The sequence below is a fragment of the Fontibacter flavus genome, assembly GCF_042432905.1.
Classification (GTDB): Bacteria; Bacteroidota; Bacteroidia; order Cytophagales; family Cyclobacteriaceae; genus Fontibacter; species Fontibacter flavus.
In genome coordinates this window covers 113,249-134,188 of record NZ_JBHLWI010000004.1, presented here as the reverse complement: position 1 = coordinate 134,188, position 20,940 = coordinate 113,249, and the positions used below count along the sequence as shown (strand labels likewise).

At 41.4% G+C, this 20,940-nt stretch carries 13 protein-coding genes; 4 read left to right on the top strand and 9 right to left on the bottom strand.

Features of this window, described 5'->3' with window-relative positions; all coding sequences use genetic code 11:
- Window position 1 precedes the first annotated feature (1 nt).
- Window positions 2–766 (bottom strand): DeoR/GlpR family DNA-binding transcription regulator, encoded by a 765-nt coding sequence (locus tag ACFFIP_RS02340; RefSeq protein WP_382385952.1) that lies wholly within the window; start codon window positions 764–766, stop codon window positions 2–4.
- Window positions 767–902: 136 nt separating this feature from the next.
- Here ACFFIP_RS02340 and ACFFIP_RS02335 point away from each other — a divergent pair, with 136 nt between their 5' ends.
- The 3 genes from ACFFIP_RS02335 (at window position 903) to ACFFIP_RS02325 (ending at window position 4,831) form a co-directional block, all read left to right on the top strand.
- On the top strand, window positions 903–2,465 hold the full coding sequence (locus ACFFIP_RS02335) for a glycerol-3-phosphate dehydrogenase/oxidase (RefSeq protein ID WP_382385951.1): 1,563 nt from the start codon (window positions 903–905) through the stop codon (window positions 2,463–2,465).
- A 129-nt stretch (window positions 2,466–2,594) separates the two neighbouring features.
- Entirely contained in the window at window positions 2,595–4,085 is a 1,491-nt protein-coding gene (glpK, locus tag ACFFIP_RS02330) for a glycerol kinase GlpK (RefSeq protein ID WP_382385950.1), read from the top strand.
- The gene (locus tag ACFFIP_RS02325; protein ID WP_382385949.1) at window positions 4,085–4,831 is read left to right on the top strand and encodes an MIP/aquaporin family protein; all 747 of its coding nucleotides are present in this window, start codon (window positions 4,085–4,087) and stop codon (window positions 4,829–4,831) included. The genes glpK and ACFFIP_RS02325 overlap by 1 nt, the downstream gene beginning before the upstream one ends.
- 384 nt (window positions 4,832–5,215) lie before the next feature.
- Here the strand turns inward: ACFFIP_RS02325 and ACFFIP_RS02320 are convergent, their stop codons facing one another.
- Both ACFFIP_RS02320 and ACFFIP_RS02315 read right to left on the bottom strand, forming a co-directional pair.
- Complete coding sequence (locus tag ACFFIP_RS02320; protein WP_496384701.1) at window positions 5,216–5,968, bottom strand: hypothetical protein; 753 nt, start codon at window positions 5,966–5,968, stop codon at window positions 5,216–5,218.
- Window positions 5,969–6,239: 271 nt separating this feature from the next.
- On the bottom strand, window positions 6,240–6,476 hold the full coding sequence (locus tag ACFFIP_RS02315) for a hypothetical protein (RefSeq protein WP_382385947.1): 237 nt from the start codon (window positions 6,474–6,476) through the stop codon (window positions 6,240–6,242).
- A 142-nt stretch (window positions 6,477–6,618) separates the two neighbouring features.
- On the opposite strand from ACFFIP_RS02315, the gene ACFFIP_RS02310 reads away from it, so the two are divergent.
- Window positions 6,619–7,821 (top strand): NHL repeat-containing protein, encoded by a 1,203-nt coding sequence (locus ACFFIP_RS02310; protein ID WP_382385946.1) that lies wholly within the window; start codon window positions 6,619–6,621, stop codon window positions 7,819–7,821.
- Between the two features lie 207 nt (window positions 7,822–8,028).
- Here ACFFIP_RS02310 and rsmG read toward each other — a convergent pair whose 3' ends face one another.
- From rsmG to ACFFIP_RS02280, 6 genes are all read right to left on the bottom strand, one after another.
- Window positions 8,029–8,661, bottom strand: a complete 633-nt coding sequence (gene rsmG / locus ACFFIP_RS02305; protein WP_382385945.1) for a 16S rRNA (guanine(527)-N(7))-methyltransferase RsmG — start codon at window positions 8,659–8,661, stop codon at window positions 8,029–8,031.
- Window positions 8,662–8,783: 122 nt separating this feature from the next.
- Window positions 8,784–10,136 carry a vanadium-dependent haloperoxidase gene (locus ACFFIP_RS02300; protein ID WP_382385944.1) on the bottom strand — a complete coding sequence of 451 codons (1,353 nt, stop codon included), beginning with the start codon at window positions 10,134–10,136 and terminating at the stop codon, window positions 8,784–8,786.
- A 173-nt stretch (window positions 10,137–10,309) separates the two neighbouring features.
- The gene (locus tag ACFFIP_RS02295; RefSeq protein ID WP_382385943.1) at window positions 10,310–13,582 is read right to left on the bottom strand and encodes a VCBS repeat-containing protein; all 3,273 of its coding nucleotides are present in this window, start codon (window positions 13,580–13,582) and stop codon (window positions 10,310–10,312) included.
- A gap of 86 nt (window positions 13,583–13,668) precedes the next feature.
- The gene (locus tag ACFFIP_RS02290; protein WP_382385942.1) at window positions 13,669–16,995 is read right to left on the bottom strand and encodes a VCBS repeat-containing protein; all 3,327 of its coding nucleotides are present in this window, start codon (window positions 16,993–16,995) and stop codon (window positions 13,669–13,671) included.
- Window positions 16,982–17,593, bottom strand: coding sequence for a hypothetical protein (locus ACFFIP_RS02285; protein ID WP_382385941.1), 612 nt, complete (start codon window positions 17,591–17,593; stop codon window positions 16,982–16,984). The genes ACFFIP_RS02290 and ACFFIP_RS02285 overlap by 14 nt, the downstream gene beginning before the upstream one ends.
- Window positions 17,590–20,790 (bottom strand): VCBS repeat-containing protein, encoded by a 3,201-nt coding sequence (locus tag ACFFIP_RS02280; RefSeq protein ID WP_382385940.1) that lies wholly within the window; start codon window positions 20,788–20,790, stop codon window positions 17,590–17,592. Before ACFFIP_RS02280 ends, ACFFIP_RS02285 begins: the two co-directional genes overlap by 4 nt.
- Between the last annotated feature and the right edge of the window lie 150 nt (window positions 20,791–20,940).

Here is a 20,940-nt window from a genome sequence, read left to right as displayed (position 1 = left end):
CTTAACCTACGACCCTCACCTCAATACCCATCTCTTCAAGCTTTTCCCTGTAAAGTTCAGGAATGCCTGCGTCGGTAATGATCATATCTATGTCTTCAAGGTTACAGATTTTACCGAAACCTTTCTTGCCAAATTTACTGGAATCGGCAAGAACAATGGTCTTCTGAACCCCTCGCATCATTTGGGCATTAAGATGGGCTTCCATCATGTGTGAGGTGGTCAGGCCATAATCCAAACTGATGCCATCAGCACTCAAAAAAAGCTTGGAGCAGGCAAACTGCTGAAGCATTTCTTCTGCATAATGCCCTACTACAGAACTACTGCTTTTTCTGACCACTCCCCCCAATTGCACAATTTCAATTTCTTTGGTATCTATTAGGGCCAGGGTCACGTTCATGGCTGCTGTCAAAACTGTCAGTTTCTTACCTTTAGGAATAGCCTGAGCGAATGAAACCACCGTTGTGCCCGATCCGATAATGATCGCATCCTCCTCCTCTATCAATTTCACTGCTTCTAAAGCAATTTTTGTCTTTTCCTCGACCTTTACCAGTTTTTTTTCATTGACAGAGCGGTCATTGACATATGGTGATACTGAGGTGGCAGAACCATGGGATCTGAACAACAATCCTTTTTCTTCCAGGATTTTAAGATCCTTACGCACAGTTACAACTGTAACATCCAGCTCTTTGCTCAATTCTGCAACGCTCACAAAGCCATTTCTATTCAATTCATCTAGGATATATTTATGCCTCTCCGCGATGGTCATAGCAGTTTTCTTTTTTTCTAAAATTAGTAAAAAAGCCTACAAAAAGAAATTAATGCAAACAATTCAAGCTGATTTAATTTCTTTTTATTTCTTTTATTTTCTTTTTTTGTTACTTTTGAATCAAATAGGAAAGAAAATGGATAGAAACAGGAACTTGGAAGCCATCAAGGAGAAAGGGAAAGTTTGGGACATTGCTGTCATTGGAGGTGGAGCCTCAGGTCTTGGAGTGGCTTTGGATGCACTCTCACGTGGTCTATCCGTCGTTTTGGTGGAGAAGGCAGATTTTGCCAAAGGGACATCGAGCAGAAGTACTAAATTGGTGCACGGTGGCGTCCGGTACTTGGCCCAAGGTGATATTATGCTTGTCTTTGAAGCATTAAAAGAAAGGGGAAGGTTATTGCAGAATGCACCGCACCTTACCTACAACCAACCTTTTATCATTCCTATTTATTCATTTTTTGACCGATTACAATACAGTATCGGCTTAAAGATTTATGACTGGATGGCGGGCAAATTAAGACTTGGCAAGTCAAGATTTATATCACGTGCAGAAACTATCCATAGACTTCCCAAAATCAAACAGAATGGACTAAAAGGTGGCGTGGTGTATCATGACGGACAATTTGACGATGCACGGCTAGCACTAAGTGTAGCCCAAACCTGTGATGAAATGGGTGGCTGCATGTTGAACTACATCAGGGTAACAGACCTGATCAAAGATGAAACCGGTAAAATAGCAGGCATCAGAGTACGTGATGAACTGGATAAAAAAAAATACAGTATACGAGCAAAAATGGTCGTCAATGCAACTGGCGTATTTGCTGACAAAATCCTACAAATGGATAAGCCAGACGCACCAAAAAGCATACAGCCCTCCCAAGGCATTCACTTGGTACTTGATCAAAGCTTTTTGGGTGGTAAAGATGCCCTTATGATTCCCAAAACTACAGATGGACGTGTATTATTTGCTGTTCCCTGGTTGGATAAACTGGTTGTAGGTACAACAGATACCTTAAGGGAAAAAGCCAAATTAGAACCGGAAGCACTAAGCAAAGAAATTGATTTTATTTTGGAAACTGCCAAAGCTTACCTGACAAAAGCCCCTACTAGAAAGGATGTTTTATCAGTTTTCGCTGGATTAAGGCCCTTGGCGGCACCAAAAGAAGGCAGCACCAAAACAAAAGAAATCTCCCGTTCCCATAAAGTGATTGTCTCGGAAAGCAAGCTGGTGTCCATCACAGGCGGGAAATGGACCACCTTCCGCAAAATGGGAGAAGATACAGTAGAACAATTTTCAAAGGTTACCACCCAAAGCCTTTCGCCTTCCACCTCTGCCCAAATACGTTACCATGGATCCACAGATAAACCTGAAAAAGGACACTGGAAAGGCTACGGTGCTGATGCGTACTTTATCCAAAAGTTGATAACAGACAATCCTGAATTAGGTAAGTTACTCCATCCGGACTATCCTTATACACATGCTGAAGTCATCTGGAGTACCCGCCACGAAATGGCCATGAAAGTGGAAGACATCCTCAGTAGGAGAATGAGGGTATTACTCTTGGATGCAGAGGCCGCATTGGAAATGGCCCCTACGGTAGCAGCCCTGATGGCCCAAGAACTGGGAAAAGATGAAAAATGGATTGAAAATGAACTACAAGATTTCGAAAAATTGGCAAATAAGTATATCTTGAAATAGATGGAAATTTGCCCTCAGCGAATTACTTAGAAATATGCATTAAACCAATATTTCAATTGTATTTCTACAATATTTAAACATTAGAACCAACAACCCAATTAACTGATCCCTAAATTAACCACTAAGCCAATGTCCCAGTATATTCTGTCCCTAGATCAGGGAACTACCAGTTCGAGAGCCATAGTATTTGACAAAGCTGGAAAGATCGTTTCTGTTGCCCAAAAAGATTTTAAGCAGCATTTTCCCAAATCGGGATGGGTAGAACATGACCCGCAGGAAATCTGGTCAAGCCAGTCATCGGTCATGATCCAAGCATTGGCAAATGAAGGCATCAAAGCTTCTGAAATAGCAGCCATTGGGATTACCAATCAAAGGGAAACCACAGTGGTATGGGACAGAAAGACCGGTAAATCCATCTACAACGCCATCGTGTGGCAAGACAGAAGGACTGCTGCCTATTGTGATGAACTTAAGACAAAGGGGAAGGCTGAAATAATCGCCACCAAAACAGGCCTGATCCTGGATGCTTATTTTTCAGCTACCAAAATCAAATGGATTCTGGACAATGTGGCCGGCGCCAGAGAAAAAGCTGAAAAAGGAGAACTGGCATTTGGCACCATCGATACCTGGCTGATTTGGAAATTAACAGCCGGAAAAACACATGCTACCGATATCAGCAATGCCAGCCGGACCATGATTTATAATATCCATGAAGAACAATGGGATGAGGAACTATTGGCACTCTTTGATATCCCAAAGTCCCTGCTTCCTGAAGTTAAGGAAAGTTCCGAAATCATGGGGGAAACTGCCGGGGATATCCTCTCCCACAAAATCCCTATTGCCGGTGTTGCAGGCGATCAGCAGGCTGCACTTTTTGGCCAGCTTTGCACGCAATCAGGTATGGCTAAGACCACTTATGGCACCGGTTGCTTTTTGGTCATGAACACAGGAGACAAACCTGTTCAGTCCAACAATAAATTGCTCACAACAGTAGCCTGGAAAGTCAATGGAAAGATCAATTATGCCTTGGAAGGCTCTGTTTTCATTGGTGGAGCGGCTATTCAATGGCTACGGGACGGAATTGAGTTCTTCGGACATGCCAAGGAAAGTGAGGAGTTGGCCATCAGCTTAGAAGACAATGATGGGGTATATTTTGTACCCGCATTGGCGGGATTAGGTGCACCACACTGGGATCAAAATGCCAGGGGAGCATTCTTTGGAATTACAAGAGGTACCACCATTGCACATATGACCCGGGCAGCCCTAGAGGCCATTGCCTATCAGGTCTACGATGTGATCAAAGCCATGGAAAAAGACAGCGGCCTTCCCACCAAAGAACTGAGAGTAGATGGAGGGGCTACTGCCAATAATTTCCTCATGCAGTTCCAGGCAGATATTTTGGAATGTAAAATCCAACGCCCGAAAATCATTGAAACCACAGCGCTGGGAGCAGCGTTTTTAGCCGGATTGGCCGTAGGGTTTTGGAAAGATGAGGCAGAGTTAAAAACCCTTTGGGAATCAGACCGCAGCTTTGAACCAAAAATGGATAAAGCAAAAGCGGAGAAATTTTTACATTTTTGGCATAAAGCAGTAGAACGTTCTAAAAACTGGGTAGAATAATGGATCAATTTATAGCAGAATTTGTAGGCACCTCTCTTCTCTTGGCCGTAGGTTCCGGAGTAGTTGCCAATGTAGTCCTCAATCAGACCAAAGGAAATGGCAGTGGCTGGATGGTCATTACCACCGCTTGGGCATTAGGGGTATTTATTGGAGTAGTGGTCGCCGGACCATACAGTGGGGCTCATCTTAACCCTGCTGTCAGCATAGGGCTGGCCATCGCAGGTGATTTTGCCTGGGCATTGGTTCCAAAATATATTCTGGCTCAGATATTAGGAGCCATGTTCGGTTCGGGTATTGCCTGGCTGATGTATAAGGACCACTTCGACATCACCGATGATCCAGGAATGAAATTTGCCCCATTTGGCACTGTTCCTGCTATCCGAAACCTACCCTCCAACCTATTTTCGGAGATCATAGGCACTTCGGTTTTAATCATTGTAATCCTCTATTCCACCGAACCCACCATTCAGGATGGAAATGACACACCCATCGGCCTTGGTTCATTGGGTGCACTGCCTGTTGCCTTCTTAGTCTGGGTCATCGGTTTGGCATTAGGCGGTACTACCGGTTATGCCATCAATCCTGCCAGGGATTTCGGGCCTAGACTCATGCACCAATTCTTACCTATCAAAGGAAAAGGCAGCAGTGACTGGGCTTACAGCTGGGTACCAATTGCGGGACCAATTCTTGGTGCCGCGATTGCAGCAGGGATTTACTTGTTGTTGGGAGTTGGAGGAATGGTTTGAAAGGGAGATTTCTGAAGGCGGATTTCGGAAGTGGATTGATTGAAATTGGGAAGACAGTTTTATTGGACCAGTAATTTAATGCCGTGAAGAAAGATTAATCTCACAAATCAGGAATGCCAAAGGAAATCTTGAATAGGTCCAGGGTGGATATTTTCAAGTAACAGAAAGCAATCAGGAGGAACATTAAAACCTTAATTTGCAGAAGAGATCCCCTCATACATCAATTCTAAATATCATCAAATTCATACCGATCAAAAACTAGTTCATCTTCATTCTCTTCATACGCATGTTGATTGAACAAATAATAGGCATCACCAAACTGAAAAGACTGGTAGAATGTATTTTCGTGTCCAATAAAATCCTTCTTAGATAAAAAATTAAAGTCTAAATCAAATTTGTAAATGGAAAAATCCGGAAAAAGCCTGATCCATTTCCATGTACTACTTCCAGTAAATACCCTTCAGCAAATTCATAGATTTTCCAAATTTTTGGAAGACTCTCCCCATAACGCTTAATTTCCCAAAGAACATCATTTGATACAGTCTCTAATTGGGCTGCATCAATCGGGAAATGCTCTGGATTTTTCCAATCAGGAAGATCCAAAACTATGCTTTCTTGGAGCAAACCGTCTTTTGAAAATACGGATAACTCATTTTTATTTGAAAACCCTGTTATAAATGCGTTTTTACTTTTCGAATAAATACCAAAAGGGCCTGTGGTCATATGGTCATTCCCCCATGTATTTGCAATATTTTCTTTTGGCAAAGGAGCAAAAAGCTCCATGTCATGAGTGCTATCGATTTTTAGCACACTTTGTAAAGGTCTTTTATAAGTCCCGGACTTTGGATGATCTGGATAGAAACCAATAAAAAAGGAATCCTCATCTTTATGGAAAAGTCTATTACCCTCAGAATTATACATATATGCAAAACCCAAATCTGCATCAATGGGCAATTTTAGTGTTGTTTCAATTAGACCACTGGAATTAACACTCAAGATTTGACCTGAAGGTCCATTGATAAGGTAGACTTTATCCTCAATGACATGGGGAACTGTAAAAAATAAATTATTAAAACCCTCTGGACCATCGTCTTCAATGGTTACTTCAAGAATTGGCTTATTTGATGATACATCCAATATGTTAAGGTTTCCAGTTATAGTGTTGAACTTCACCAAACAAAAATTCCCTTTAAATATTCCTACGCCTATTTTAGTATAAAGAAAAGTCTCTGTGTCAGATAGCAGTATAGTAAGATTATCTACTGGAGAAAATTTTTCAAAAGCCTCCTTATTTTGATTACAGGAAGAAAAAAAAACTGTTACCAATATAGAGGTCAAAATTATGCCTATTCTCATGTTCGTGCGAAAATATAGGCCAAACCTTCCAGTTTGGCCTGTTTAAAATTGATTAGAAAGTCATCATATTACCACTACAAACTGGGTGAGAACCCATAACATTATGATAACAAACATCTCCAGCAAATGAACCAATACATTTCCCAGTATTTTTATTAGGATCTGATGAAACAGTACAAACATTTCTCCCCGGTAATTCAAGCGAAGCATCGGCAGCTACACGATTTACTCCTGCATATGAGACAAAGAAAAGCAATACGATCAAACTTTTTTTAATTAAATTTTTCATTTTTTTAATATTTTAGGTTTATGAATAAGTTATGGCCTTAACTTAGAACTATATAGCGTATTGAAACTAATAATAATAAACAATACTTAGTCAATATATTTCTATTTGAAGTCTAATAAAATCACATACTAATTATTAATAAATGAAAATATACCTATACTTTTTTTCTCTTCTTATAGTACTTATTTTGAAGGGTTGCACCAGCAATCAGAAAGAATCCAGCACTTTAGCTAATGATGGATATGAAATTATCGCTACTGACAGCATCACCGTAAATAATATACTGGCTTCTTTATTCCTCTTTCAAAACGCCAATGAGAATCATCTTTTCTTCAGAGATGCTGCGGCATCCAAAGTCTATGTGTTTGACCAGAAAGGAAATCCACTACATGAATGGACGAAGGAAGGTGATGTGCCCGGGGCATTCAGCATGATCGTAGATAACATTTCATTGACGACCGAAGGAAATATTGTGGTTGCGGACAAACTTTTTGGGTTAAGGGTCTTTTCTCCCAATGGAGATCTAGTGATTCAGGAAAGGGTTTACCAGCCTCAAATGAGCATTCATGCCGGAGTAGATATCTTCAGGAAAAATCAGGTTATCCAAAAAAATGGCAAAACCTATCTGCTCCATCATTTAGACCTGATGGATGAAGTGCAGGAAGTGGGAACTGAGTTTTTCGAAAAGCGAAGAAATTTGCTGATGACGGATCTTGAAAGCAGAGAAACAAAGAAGTTTATCTCCTTTCCAGATGGGAGTAAATTCTTATCTGGAAAAGCCTTTCCTTTTGAAGATTTCAGACCCCTCTTTTTTTATGATGAGCAGGAAGAAAAATTATACCTCATATTCCAAAATGAACCCATTCTCTATACCTATTCCTGGAAAGGGGAAGAACCCGTCTTGGAGTCAAGTCAAGGACTTGATTTGGAAGGATTTCATGAAAATGAAGGTTTGGAATATGCCCAGGTACGCTATGGCATCCTTAGCGCCAATCAGTTGGATATCCCTTTCCCATCAGCTATTGAAAGTCTGGAAAAGATAGGGAATATGCTTTTGATTCACTACAAACCAGGCCCTTCAAATTCCGAACTGAGTGACTGGGAAAAAGTGAATAAAAATGAAGCAGATGAATCATTGACCAAAGCAGTTATGGAAAAGGCAAAAGAGCGTGCCGTAGCTCTCATCGATGGAAAAGTATTTCATGTTTCCCGACCTCCTATGCTATACGACAGTTACCGGGTGATCGGTAACGAAATCTGGTGGATGAAGCCAGGAAGTAAAGACAAAGAAGATGAGGATTTTACAGTCTTTCGGGGAGTTGTACAGCCCAAAAATTTACCCTGATTATATTCAGGCGAAAGTTAATCCCACTAAAGACTACACCCTCCAAAGACAAAAAAACGCGGATTGCAAATCCGCTGTATCCCTTCACGAAATTACAAATTTCGAGAAGCCCTTTCCGAAATCCTCCTTCTGTACTCCGAAATTCTTAACTCTTGGTTCTTGTCTCTTGTTTCTAGATTCTAGCATCTCGCTTCTCGCCTCTAAGCATCACCTTTTCCCCTCCCAAGGCACAAACACCACCTTTTTGGTATCAAAAAACTCCTCCTTGAAATAATCATCCAAATGATAGGTCACATAACTCACTTGTCTTTCTTCCATTTCCTCATCCACATCCCCACCTTTAAGCAGTAGGATACCGTTTGGAAATTCATTGAAGTCCTCTTTTTTAAATTTCCCTTTGACCCAGGGATAAAAATTGGCAAATCTGGTCACTGCCCTGCTGATCACAAAATCATATTTCCTGACCAATTCTTCTGCTCGGACCTGCTGGGCCTCCACATTGGATAATTTCAAAGCCTTGGCCACTTCCTTCACTACAGTGATTTTTTTTCCGATAGAATCCACCAAATGAAAATGAGTGTCTGGAAATAATATAGCCAGAGGTATCCCAGGAAAGCCTCCACCGGTACCTATATCCAAAACCTTGGTACCAGGTTGAAACTCCATCACCTTTGCAATCCCCAAGGAATGCAGCACATGTCTTTCATAAAAATGCTCCATATCCTTCCTACTGATGACATTGATTTTTTCATTCCACTCCTCATAAAGAGGTTTGAGTCGGGAAAATTTTTCTTTTTGGTCTTCCGTCAGGTTGGGAAAATACTTGAGGATAATGTCCATGGCTGTTTGTTGATTTGCTGCAAAAATAAGGAATTAAATGAAAAGACCCGCCTGGTTTATCTCCGGCAGGTCCATATTATCATGCCCTCAGGTCATGGGAAGTATCATGAGATATGGATTCCCTATTCCTCCAGCTTGGCTAGTTTTTGGGATTTGGTTTCAATTTTTTCATTCATATAAGACGCCAATCCTTTTCCTTTGGTAGAACCGTTGACAATTGCCGGCATATAATGAATCCCACCATACAACCTGCTGATAGCAGCTTCATCGGCAGCTTCCCTGAAAGAGTTGAACTCCCTGATAGGAAGGCCATAGGCGACTTCAGTGGAGTCATAAATATAAAAGGATTCACCAAACAATTTGGTGAGTACTTCGGCAGCAGCATTAGAGGCTACGCTATGCCCACTTGTGTATTCAGGGAAGGGTGGGGTCTGAAGCAAAGGCAACCAATCCTCGTCAATGTACTTGTTGATATAGGTTTCGGGTCTGATCAAAATACTCCTGTACTTTTCATCCCAACAAGCTATAAAGGCATCAAACAAAGCTATACTGGTATAAGCCAATGTTTCAGCGGTACCTTTCCAATCCTGCTTGGCAGCTTTGGAAGCAATTGACGCAATACCCATCCAATGGCCTCCGGGAGTGATCTTTTTCTCTGCAAACATGACATGCCCCTTCACATTGACTTTATAGGGATTACAATCCCAAAAAAATGCGATATCTTTTTGCTCTTTCGTTAGATTCTTGATTACATTAAATACTTCCTCTGCCTCTTTGTAAAACTGGCTTGTTGGATCCGTAGAAAAAGCGGTAGGCGGATCGGATTTAAACTGATCGGCAGTCTCCATCACGAATGGCCTGATTTTATTCCAATGCGGCTCGATGCCCTCCATATAGGCCGGAGGTGTGGGCTGCCAGGTATAGGCATCACTTTTTACAGTATATTTTTCAAATGATCTGCTTTCATGGTAATTGTCTTTTTTGGAGTAAGCTATGACATGGTCTGCTACCTGCTCACCAAAAGCAACTGAACTTTCAAAAACTTTTTTGGGAACACCTTTTTCCCTAATTTCTTTATACGCATTTTCTTTATGATCTCGAACAAGCTGTTCTGAGAAAATCATGGCTGTCCCCACCTTATAATATGCTGCCAAAGCTGCCAAAGGATAGTAAATTTCTTCCTGGGATTCAAAATTTACTTTCTCAAAACCGTTCAACTGTCCCATCAAAGACCTGTAACCAGGATCTGCCAATGCGGCAACCTCATAAGCAGCAATAGCAGGATACGCATAAATCCTACTGGCCACAGGTGGTGAAAAAATATCATGGATGATCACATCGGTCAACTTGAGCTGGGCCGCAATCAGGTAATCACCCTCAGTAATTACATTTTGATAATCTGTTTTTTCCTGACATCCAACACCAAGGGAAACAACCAACATGGCCAGGATAATTCTTTGTATTCTCTTTTTCATCTTTGCTTTTGTCCAAGCTTATTTTTCCAAATTTAACCAATCTGTATTGTCTATCAAAATTGACAAAGAAGGGTTTTGTCAACATCAAATCTAAAAAATATTATGTAAATTCAAATTTCTGAAAACGCTCTAAAAAACTGATTTTTAGCAGTAAATCAACCCAAAATAGCCGCTCAGTCAATTATTTCCATTACTACAGCCGGTCCATTATTTTTCAAGGCAATCAAATGTAATTTTCCTTTAATCTCAATTTTAGCCACTTTTCTGAATTCTCCCCAGTATGCCGAGGCATTTAGGCCCAAAGGAATATGAACCCATTCCTTATTTTGTCTTTTCAACAACACCATTGGAGATGCCCCTGCTTTACCAAGATCATTCCTGAAACCATAAAAATTCCCCACACCAAGCAGGTATTGTGATCCTCCCGATGTAAAATCCACAAAATCCCTTAACGGGCTAAATTGCGCTTCGACTGGAAAAGGAAGAAGAACTTGTGCTGAATTATCGAAAGAAATAGAACCGGATCTCAACTCTTTCACCGCAACTTTCCTAGCTGCCTCCAGCTGGGACTTTTCCAAAAGTTCCTGCGGCGATTTCAATCCGGCATAACTTTTATAGGTATCGTGCTTCCTTTTTATTCCCGGAATCTGTTTGATCAGATCATCCCTACTGCCAAATGGCACAAGTTTATCTCCCATGTAATGAAATAACAAAGGATCTTCCTGACCATTCCCGTCAAAATCCCCATGATAAAGCCATAATGGTTTCTCAAGGCTGGCTTTCAATTTTGAGTTCAAACCAAGATTTCCCAAAACCAATTGCCTATCTTCCATTTTACCACCACTTACTACATGCATCGCATAATACCATCCCGCTGGTGCTAAATCCTGAAGACGCTCAAACTGACCAGAAGCATTTAAAGTATAGACCTGAACGCCCATCCACTCCCCAGTCAGCAACAGCTCTTTGTGCCCATTTCCTGTAATATCTTCCCAATTGGCCTTTTGCACCATACCTGGCCTCAAATCCTCCCCAAAATATTGATGGGTTACATCTCTAAATCTCCCTTTGCCATCATTCATCAATAAGTGCGAACCTGAAGATGCACCATAATTCCCTATCACTACCGATGCCCCTACAAAAATATCCGGGAATCCATCTCCATTGACATCATGAACAGCAACAGTCGATGTGTTTTCACCTAATGGAGGTAAGGAATTCATCGAAAACAGTAAATTGCCTTTCCCATCATTCAGGTAAATCCTATCAAAATTGAAAACTTCCCTTGGACCATAAGCATTCCCCCCACTCCCAACATAAAGATCCAAATGACCATCTCCATTGAAATCTTCAAAAACAGCCACCACGTCTTCGGCTGTTTTCATTTGTTCAAAAATAGGATTATCAGCTTTCACAAAACTTCCTTCAAGCTGCTGCAAAAACAAGGCCCCTGCCTGTCCTTTGGCCCCTCCCAGATAAAGGTCTTCCAAACCATCTCCATTGATATCCCCAACCGCTAAGGCAGGGCCTTCCGAACCGTATCTTCTTGGCATCAGGTATTCTCTTCTGAACTCATCAATCCCATCATCTTCCTCATGCTTCCAGTTAAGCCCTAATTCAGCTATCTTAAGCACTTCAGTTTTTACCTGAATTGGCCATTGAAATTGTTGCCCGCTGCCCTTAGCCAAAATAGCTTTCTCTCCCAGGATAATTCCTTCGAATTTCTCCAGTTCCCTGGCCGACCATGCCACAATTACGGAATCAATTTTTTCGGTCTTACCCAATCCAAAAGTCAAAGTAGTAGCGCTTCCGGATTGAAAACCCCGAGAAGTGCTTAAAGTCTGAAAAAACTTTTCCTGACCAACAAATACCCATACCTGAGCACCAATGCCAAACTGATTATACAGATCACCTTTCAGGTCAAATTGGACAAACTGATGCCCCAATTTTTCTGAAGCATCGTTCCTGTAAACAAAAGCCTCTTGATCCGTATTGTTGATCACCAGGTCCAAGTCACCGTCATTGTCAAGATCAGCGTATGCCGATCCGTTGGAATAAGACAGCTGATCCAACCCCCAAACTTTGGACACTTCCTTAAACTGAAGCGCGCCTCCATTTTGGAAGGTATAATTGGCCAGTTTCACCGTAGGCAACATGTCCACCTGCTGTTGTTGAACTTCTTTTTGGGAAAGACCCGGAGTGGGTTCTTGACTGTATTGGATGAAATCCAAGTCATTGGGTCTCTTGACTATGCCATTCGTGATATGGATATCCTTGAAACCATCATTGTCCATGTCAAAAATCAATGGCGACCAACTCCAATCTGTAGCAAAGGTACCTGTCAACAAGCCTATCTCACTAAACTTACCATCACCACGGTTGAGCTGCAAGTGATTTCTCACATATTGATCTCCATAACCTAGCCTTTTCTTCACATCATATACCTCCTGCTTATCCTCTCCGACTGATTTCATCCAGATTTCAGGATCTTCGGGTAACATGTCCGTGGTGAAAATATCGGGCAATCCATCATTGTTGATATCAGCCAGGTCATTACCCATGCTGTAGCGGCTGGTGTTTGCTATAAAATCTTTCAAAGATTCGACAAAAGTTCCATCTCCCTGATTGATATACAGGTAGTCATCTTCCGTGAAATCATTGGACACATAAATATCCATCCAACCATCTCCATTGACATCTGCTATCCCTACTCCTAATCCAAAACCCAAACTACTGGACAAAATCCCCGCTTCTTCGGTCACCTCTACCATCCTGCTTTCTCCTTCTACCCGTAAATTCTTGAACAACTTGTCTCCTCCTTTTTCGTCCTGATTGTTGAATTTGGTGTCAGCATGGGAAAATACCTCAGGCTTTTTGATGGAATGATTGAGCAGGTACATATCTAAATCTCCATCCTGATCATAATCGAAGAATACCGCATGGGTAGAAAAACCCACAAAATCCAACCCGTATGCTGATGCCATTTCTGTAAATGTCAGGTCTCCATTGTTGATATAAAGCCTATTTTGACCTTGTATCCCTTTATAATCTCCAACCTGACAGACATAAATATCCAAAAACCCATCTCCATTCACATCTGCCATGGTCACACCAGTGGACCAACCACCCTCTCCTGTTACAGCAGCCTTTTGGGTAATATCTTCAAACCGGAAATCACCTTTGTTGAGATAAAGCTTGTTCTCTCCCTGATTGGAAGTGAAATAAATATCCACCAATCCATCATTATTGATATCCCCTACCGCTACACCACCTCCATTATAGAAATACAGGTATTCTAGGATATTCATATCTGCTGTAGAAACAAGGTCATTTCTAAAGTCAATGCCTGTTTCATCTGAAGACATTAATTCGAACAACCTATCCTCCTGTTTTTTTGAACAGGAAATAAGCAACAACAAAAAGAAAAAGGTGTAAACTCTGTTCATTGAAAATCTTATTCAAAGCACTTCGAATCTCTATCTGAGACATTTTGGAAGTGACTTTTGGGCATTAGTTAAATTCCTTCGAAGTATTAAAAACTCCAAAACTCTATGGCATCATCATTCTTTACCACCATCAACATCCTCTCACCTCTGATTTCGAGAACATGCAAATCCCTGATGTCTCCGTGCAACTGAAGTCCATGTTCACGATTTGGAATATAATCAAAACTGCCATCACCTTTGCCCAACAACACCTCTCCATAACTTCCATCATATTGCCCAACTTCAGGTTTGGCCCCCTTCAGGTTACCGGCCATCAGGATATCCTGTATCCCATCGTCATTGACATCTGTCACCAATACGCTGTACATCCAACTTCTTTGCGCCATTCTCGGAAGAGGGAGAATTTCATAATTACCAGCCCCCTTATTCATCATCACAGAAGATGAAAAATAATTCACTTCCTGCATCATGGCATTTTTGAGTTCCTGAGGAGTGAAAATATCCTCTAAGAATTTATCATTGTAAGCACTGTATTTCAGGAAACGCTTTTTGATCGAAGGTACCTGCATCTCCAATTGATGCTTGAGGGTGAAGGGGATATGACGCCCTCCCTGCTTTTGGGCAAAAAGGTGTTCAACGGAACCGTTTTGATCGTAATCATTCACAAACATCCTGATCAGATTTTCTTCCGATGTCTTAAACCTGGTATTCAGACCATGATTACCTAGCACAAAATCCAACCTACCATCTCCATTGAAATCCCCAACAGCAATACTTTGGTACCATCCCTTATATTTGGCCATGTCTGGCATCTCAATTCTTTCCAGCTGAGTACCTGTTTGCCTGAAAAATGTCGGCGCCATCCACTCTCCCACCAAAATCAGGTCTTCTTTGCCATCTCCATCATAATCCACCACGGCAGCATCAGTGACCATCCCTATTTCTTTCAGTTCAGGAGCAAACTCTGCTGTCCCGTCTTTAAAGCTCCCCTTGCCATCCGAAATCAAGATTTGGCTACTTGGATTCACGCCGTAGAGAAAGGGAACAACCCTAGAACCCACCAATACATCCATGATGCCATCTTGGTTTGCATCTATCAATCCAACAACAGCCGTGCTGTTTTTGAAGGCATTCAATCCCGAATCCAGAGATTTGGTGAAGTTACCTTTCCCATCATTCAGGTATAACCTGTCCGAAAGATCCAAAGCTCCAAAACCGGATTCATTTCCTCCTGAAGCCACATACAAATCCAAATACCCATCTCCATTAAAATCATGAAAAATCCCATGTGTATCTTCTGAAAACCTATCTTCTACAAATGCCTCTTGCTGGGATTTTCTGAATTTCCCATTCAGTTGTTGTAAGAACAATTGGCCAGGAAAACCCTTCGCTCCTCCGAGGAACACATCTTCCAAACTATCCCCATTCACATCTCCCCAAACAGCTTTAGGCCCTTCAGTGGACAACATATGATAGGTCAACCTGTCACGGTCAAAATCCACCACCTGATTCTCCTGATGCTTAAAATCCAGAATTTCATCCGCTCTTAATTTCTTAAAAATCTGATCCTGGGGTTCATTAAAAAACCTGAATTCATCCGATGGTTCTTCCGCATCTTCCCACGAAAGGGTAATCGTCTGATTAGTCTCAAGCTCATGTACCAAAGTAATCTTCCCATCCGGCCATCTTACCTGAAGCACATCGATCTTGGAAATATTGCCCAAACCAAAATTCAACCTTGGATCCACAGAAGACTGGAAGCCCCTGTTTGGCATATTTTCCTGATAGAAAGACTGATCTCCAGCCAACACCCTTATCTGTGTCCCAACAGCTGCTGTATTTCCTGGTTTTCCTTTTAGCACTACCTTCAAAAAATGATGGTCAGGATAAAACTCCATTGACTTGTTCTTATACATCAACACTTCATTGTTGACATTGTTAATCACCAGATCCAAAGCCCCATCATTATCCAAATCCCCATAGGCAGAGCCGTTGGAATGGATAGGATTCCCCATTCCCCATTCGTGTATTACATTTTCAAAAACCAGATCTCCCTTGTTTTTGAAAGCATAATTGGATACAGGTGTAATGGGCATGGGGTCAATCAGTTTTCTATAATCAACACCCTCCTGGGAAATAATGCTCCTCTTGGTCTCATCATTGTCAATAAAATTGAGGTAATCCAGATCGGTCAGGTCCTGATAGATCCCATTGGCCACGAAGATGTCTTTATGCCCATCATTATCCATATCAAACATCAGTGCCGCCCAGCTCCAATCCGTAGCCTCTACATTGGCCAAGCGGCCCATATCAGTGAAAGTCCCATCCCCATTATTGACATGGAGCATGTTTCGGGTGTACTGATAATGATAGCCATGCTGTACATTAAACTGAAATTTATCCCAGCTCTCAAATGTAGTAATCTGCTTCAAGCGCTCTGACTGCTCAGGCAACATCTCGGTGACAAAAATATCGAGGTAACCGTCATTGTTGATATCCGCAATATCTGCCCCCATGGATGCCGCTGAAGTCGACCTCATATAATCTGTCAGTCTTTCGGAAAAAGTACCGTCCTGATTGTTGATGTAAAGGTAATCCCTTTCAAAAAAATCATTGGAAATGAAAATATCCATCCAACCGTCCCGGTTAACGTCACCTATGGTAATACCCAAACCAAAACCTATCACTGAGCCATAAATCCCAGCTTCTTCAGACACATCTGTAAATTTGTCCCCATCATTCCTGAACAACTTATCCCCTCCGACCGGGTCCCTTCTAGGCCTTTCGTTTTGCATTTTATTGAAACTGCCTATGGCTTGATAGCTATTATTCAGCAAGTAAACATCCAGGTCGCCATCATTGTCATAATCAAAAAATACGGCATGGGTGGAAAATCCCTGGTCAGCCAAGCCATAGGCCTCCGCCATTTCTGTAAAAGATCCATCACCATTGTTGATAAATAATTCATTTTGTTTGTTGTCACCTTTGATATCGCCGGAGTTACAGACATAAATATCCAGCAAGCCATCTCCATTGACATCGGCCATAGCTACCCCTGTACTCCAAGCCCTTGTTCCAGCGACTCCCGCCTCAGTGGTGACATCCCTGAATTTGAAATTACCTTCGTTGAGGTACAGCTTATTCTCTCCCATATTGGCTGTCAGGTACATGTCCAAAAGGCCATCGTTGTTCACATCTCCTAAGGCAACGCCTCCCCCATTGTAATAATTCCTATAGGTGAAAATGTTGAACTTTTCGTCAAATTCCAGATCATTCCTAAAGGTTACTCCTGAATAAGACGATCCTATTTGTTCAAACAAAGTATCCTTTGGGCTTTTATCCTCTGACTTGCATGAGAAAAACAACCCTAATCCTGCTGCCAGTAAAACAAAATCACGATTAAGCTTCCTCATCCTTTTTATTCATTTCGGCAATATCCTTGACCCTTAGATCCAATATTTCCACCCTTACTGATTTCAAATCTTTTTTAAATATCCGGATCAACCTGTTCCCGTCAATTTTAACCATAGCTTTTACTGTTTTGCTCTTATTACTGACTTCAAAAAAACCTTCACCAAACCAGCCTTCCAGAAATGCCACCACGTCCTCCATCAATTTCTCATTTCCAAATTCTTCGTTTCCGGGAAACCATCCCCCATAAACAAATTCCATGGGCATAAAATAAAGCTTATTCTCCTCAAAAGATGGGTAAAAAAACATATTGGTGTCCTTTCCCGATGGCATTGCCGGTTTATACTGTACCTGAAGCACATGGGCACCATTGGTTAAAATCCCTTTTTTATTATGCTCCCAACAGGTCGCAAAAAACTCCTTTCTCCCCATCCCAAAACGAAGATCCAGAAATAAGTCCTCCACTACCTTCCCGGATTTCAACTCCCTTTCTTTGATGATGTCGTATTCTGTTTTGGGCTGACAACCTGCCCAAATCAATCCAACTGCAATCAAAAGCAACACTCTGATCATATGAATCATAAACTCCTTTTCTTTCATTTTATAAAATCCATAATTTTCAAGGTATCATTGTTTTTACCTACCAAAAACCTCAAGCCCTGAGAAGTTTGATAGGGCTGTATATCCCTGATTTCGCCACGGATGAAAAATCCGGACCGAGATGCAGGCACAAACTCCAATTCCCCCATACTCCCCCTTTTCAAATGCCATCCGTAACTACCAAGATTGATCCCCAATTCTGGCTTAATCTTCCTTTGATTTCCGCCAAACAAAAGGTGAAAATCGCCATGATCATCCATAAATGAATGAATGGCATAAACAGGACTGCTTTGAACTTCTTTGGGTAATGGTGTTTTAACAAATTTACCATTTCCATTATTGATAAAAAGACTTGTCTCCAAAGTATGTACCTCAAGCTGCATACTTCTATCCAATATTTCTTTACTGAACAAATCTTCCATCCTCTTGTCCTTATAATCATCGTATTTGATCAATTGCTTACGCAAACCTGGCAATTGTTTCAATAAGGTGGATTTCAAAACCAAGGGATAACTATGTTCCCCTTCGTACATGGTCAAAATCTGCTCCACGCTGCCATTCTGATCAAAATCATTGACAAAAAGCCTCAACGGACGGTCTATCTGGGCCTTTATCCTGCTGTTTAAACCCATATTACCCAATAAGATATCCAATCTTCCATCTCCATTGATATCCGCTACATGAACGGTATTCCATAACCCACTGCTAGATGCAAAACCAAAAGCTTCGGAAACATCCACATAACTTGCCCCTGACCTTTTGAATACCATTATAGGCATCCATTCACCAATAATCAATATTTCCTCTTCTCCATCATCATCCAAGTCACCAATCCAGGCATCTTTGGTCATTCCCAATTGCCTAAATGATTCCGGCAACCCGGTTGATTTATCCACGAATATTCCATCTCCTTTGTTTTCCAAAAGCACAACTCCCCCCGGAACCCCATAGGCAAAAGGAACAGTCCTCGTGCCTACCAAAAGATCCAAGTTCCCGTCTTTATTATAGTCAAAAGCCCTGACAAACGAGGAGCTCTCAAACCGCAGTGGCAGACTTTCTGAAGATAATTTAAAATTCCCATTACCATCATTCAAATAAAGTCTGTCCTGATAATTGGGGTTTTTATTGCTGAATTCCAAGCTTCCACTCAATACATAAAGGTCCAGATGACCATCTCCATCGGCATCAAAGAAAAGCCCTCCAACATCCTCAGGCAATTGCTCTGCCTCAAATTTTTGATGAATACTAAATTCACCAAGAATATCCTGCTTCAAGATGACAGAGGGTTTACCTTTTGCTCCTGGAACAAAAACATCATCCAGACCATCTCCACTTATATCTCCAATGGCCAATTTTGGCCCCTCATTGGAGATCATGTGAAAGCGCAACCTGTCCCTATCGAAGTCCACAAAATCGCTTTCTTCATGCCTCCACGGAACCACTGCTTCTGAAACCTTAAAATAGGTCAATAATCTATCTTTTGAAGATTTCCATTCCTCATCAGATTGATCCGGTTGAAGTGTCAAAACTTGATTACTCTTCACCTCTTTTAAAACCCTTTTCCTGCCATTTGGCCAATGGATAATCAATGAGTCAATCAAACTGTTGTAACCCAATCCAAAATGCAGACGGTGATCAACAGAAGACATATAACCCTTGACGGGATTGTGTTCTGCAAAAAACATCTCTTTGCCAGCATAGACGGTTACCTGCGTACCAAACTGTCCCGAAAGTTCAAGCTGCAGATAATGATGTTGATTGACCTCACGGCTATTGTTCTTATACAAAAAAACTTCCCCATTCAGGTTGTTCACTACCAAATCCAAGTCCCCATCATTATCAAGATCTGCATAAGCAGCTCCTGTGGAAAAGGTAAGTTGCTGCATTCCGGCACGCGCTGCTATATCCTCAAACTCAAAACCTCCTTTATTCCTGAATAAATAATTCTGCAAAGGAGTAGAAGGGAACTCATCAATCATTTTGGTCAAAAGGATAGAGTCCTTTTTGAATTGACTGATCAGATTTTGGTTGTTGACATAATAGTCCACGTAATCAAAATCTGTCAAATCCTTCACAATCCCATTTGCCACAAAGATATCCTTGAGCCCATCATTATCCGCATCAAAGATCAATGCCCCCCAAGACCAGTCTGTGGCATGTACACCAGATTGTCTTGCCACATCAATGAAATGCACCTGATCTGTACCAGGCCTATACCCTAGGTTTCTCTGTAAGGTGTTTCTGGTAAATTGATGAAAATAGCCTGCTTGGACATTCGCCTGATATTTATCCCATTCTTCAAAAGGTGTTTTGGTCTTGACTCTATCCAAAGTGGCAGGAAGCATTTCCGTAACAAAGACATCCTGCCAGCCATTATTATCCAAATCGGCAATATCAGCACCCATGGATCCCATACTGATCTCGGTCATCATATTTTCCAGATCCTCTCTAAAGGTTCCATCCCCATTATTGATATACAGGTAATCTTTTTCAAAAAAATCATTGGATACATATAAATCCGGCCATCCATCTTTATTGATATCTGCTACTGTAACCCCAAGTCCATAGCCAATAGAAGAACCATAAATTCCTGCCTCTTCACTGATATCCACAAAGCTACCCTGATCATTCCTATAAAGCTTATTACCACCCATGGAGTCCCGGACATCCCTTTGGCCTTGCCTAAGGTCATAAATGCCTATTGACCTGGCAGAATTGTTCAAGAGGTACATGTCCAAATCTCCATCCTTATCAAAATCAAAAAATACAGCATGCTGCGACAAACCTTCATCCGCAATGCCAAATTCCTTGGCCTTCTCAGTAAAAGTAAGGTCTCCATTGTTGATATAAAGAGAATTATGACGCTCCTGTCCACCCAATGGGCCGGATTTACAGATATAAATATCCAGAAGACCGTCTCCATTAACATCTGCCATGGAAACACCTGTTGACCAGATACCAGGCACTGCCAGACCTGCATTTTCAGTGATGTCTTCAAACTGAAAATTTCCTTTGTTCAGATAAAGTTTATTCTCGGTTTGATTTCCCGCCAAAAAAATATCCACCAAACCATCATTATTGATATCCCCTAAGGCTACTCCAGCACCATTATAAAAGTTCCGAAAAGTATAAGGGTTAAATTTTTCATTGTAATCCAGATCATTCCTGAAATCCACCCCCGTCCAGGACTTATCCATCAGCTCAAAAAGCAATGGGGTATCTTCCTTCTTGGAACAAGAAGATATTGTAAGAAGGACAAGAATTATGAAAATCGGGCGAATCAAGGTTTTTTCTGAATTAATCTTATGCTGTTTGGGGATACTAAAATACTTCGGTAAGGCCAATTT

Bases quoted from the DNA above. Each gene is read 5' to 3' on its own strand.
- ACFFIP_RS02310 (WP_382385946.1), top strand. From the start codon at position 6,619: ATGAAAATATACCTATACTTTTTTTCTCTTCTTATAGTACTTATTTTG.
- ACFFIP_RS02340 (WP_382385952.1), bottom strand. From the start codon at position 766: ATGACCATCGCGGAGAGGCATAAATATATCCTAGATGAATTGAATAGA.
- rsmG (WP_382385945.1), bottom strand. From the start codon at position 8,661: ATGGACATTATCCTCAAGTATTTTCCCAACCTGACGGAAGACCAAAAA.
- glpK (WP_382385950.1), top strand. From the start codon at position 2,595: ATGTCCCAGTATATTCTGTCCCTAGATCAGGGAACTACCAGTTCGAGA.
- ACFFIP_RS02325 (WP_382385949.1), top strand. From the start codon at position 4,085: ATGGATCAATTTATAGCAGAATTTGTAGGCACCTCTCTTCTCTTGGCC.
- ACFFIP_RS02315 (WP_382385947.1), bottom strand. From the start codon at position 6,476: ATGAAAAATTTAATTAAAAAAAGTTTGATCGTATTGCTTTTCTTTGTC.
- ACFFIP_RS02295 (WP_382385943.1), bottom strand. From the start codon at position 13,582: ATGAACAGAGTTTACACCTTTTTCTTTTTGTTGTTGCTTATTTCCTGT.
- ACFFIP_RS02300 (WP_382385944.1), bottom strand. From the start codon at position 10,136: ATGAAAAAGAGAATACAAAGAATTATCCTGGCCATGTTGGTTGTTTCC.
- ACFFIP_RS02285 (WP_382385941.1), bottom strand. From the start codon at position 17,593: ATGAAAGAAAAGGAGTTTATGATTCATATGATCAGAGTGTTGCTTTTG.
- ACFFIP_RS02335 (WP_382385951.1), top strand. From the start codon at position 903: ATGGATAGAAACAGGAACTTGGAAGCCATCAAGGAGAAAGGGAAAGTT.
- ACFFIP_RS02290 (WP_382385942.1), bottom strand. From the start codon at position 16,995: ATGAGGAAGCTTAATCGTGATTTTGTTTTACTGGCAGCAGGATTAGGG.
- ACFFIP_RS02280 (WP_382385940.1), bottom strand. From the start codon at position 20,790: ATGGATAAGTCCTGGACGGGGGTGGATTTCAGGAATGATCTGGATTAC.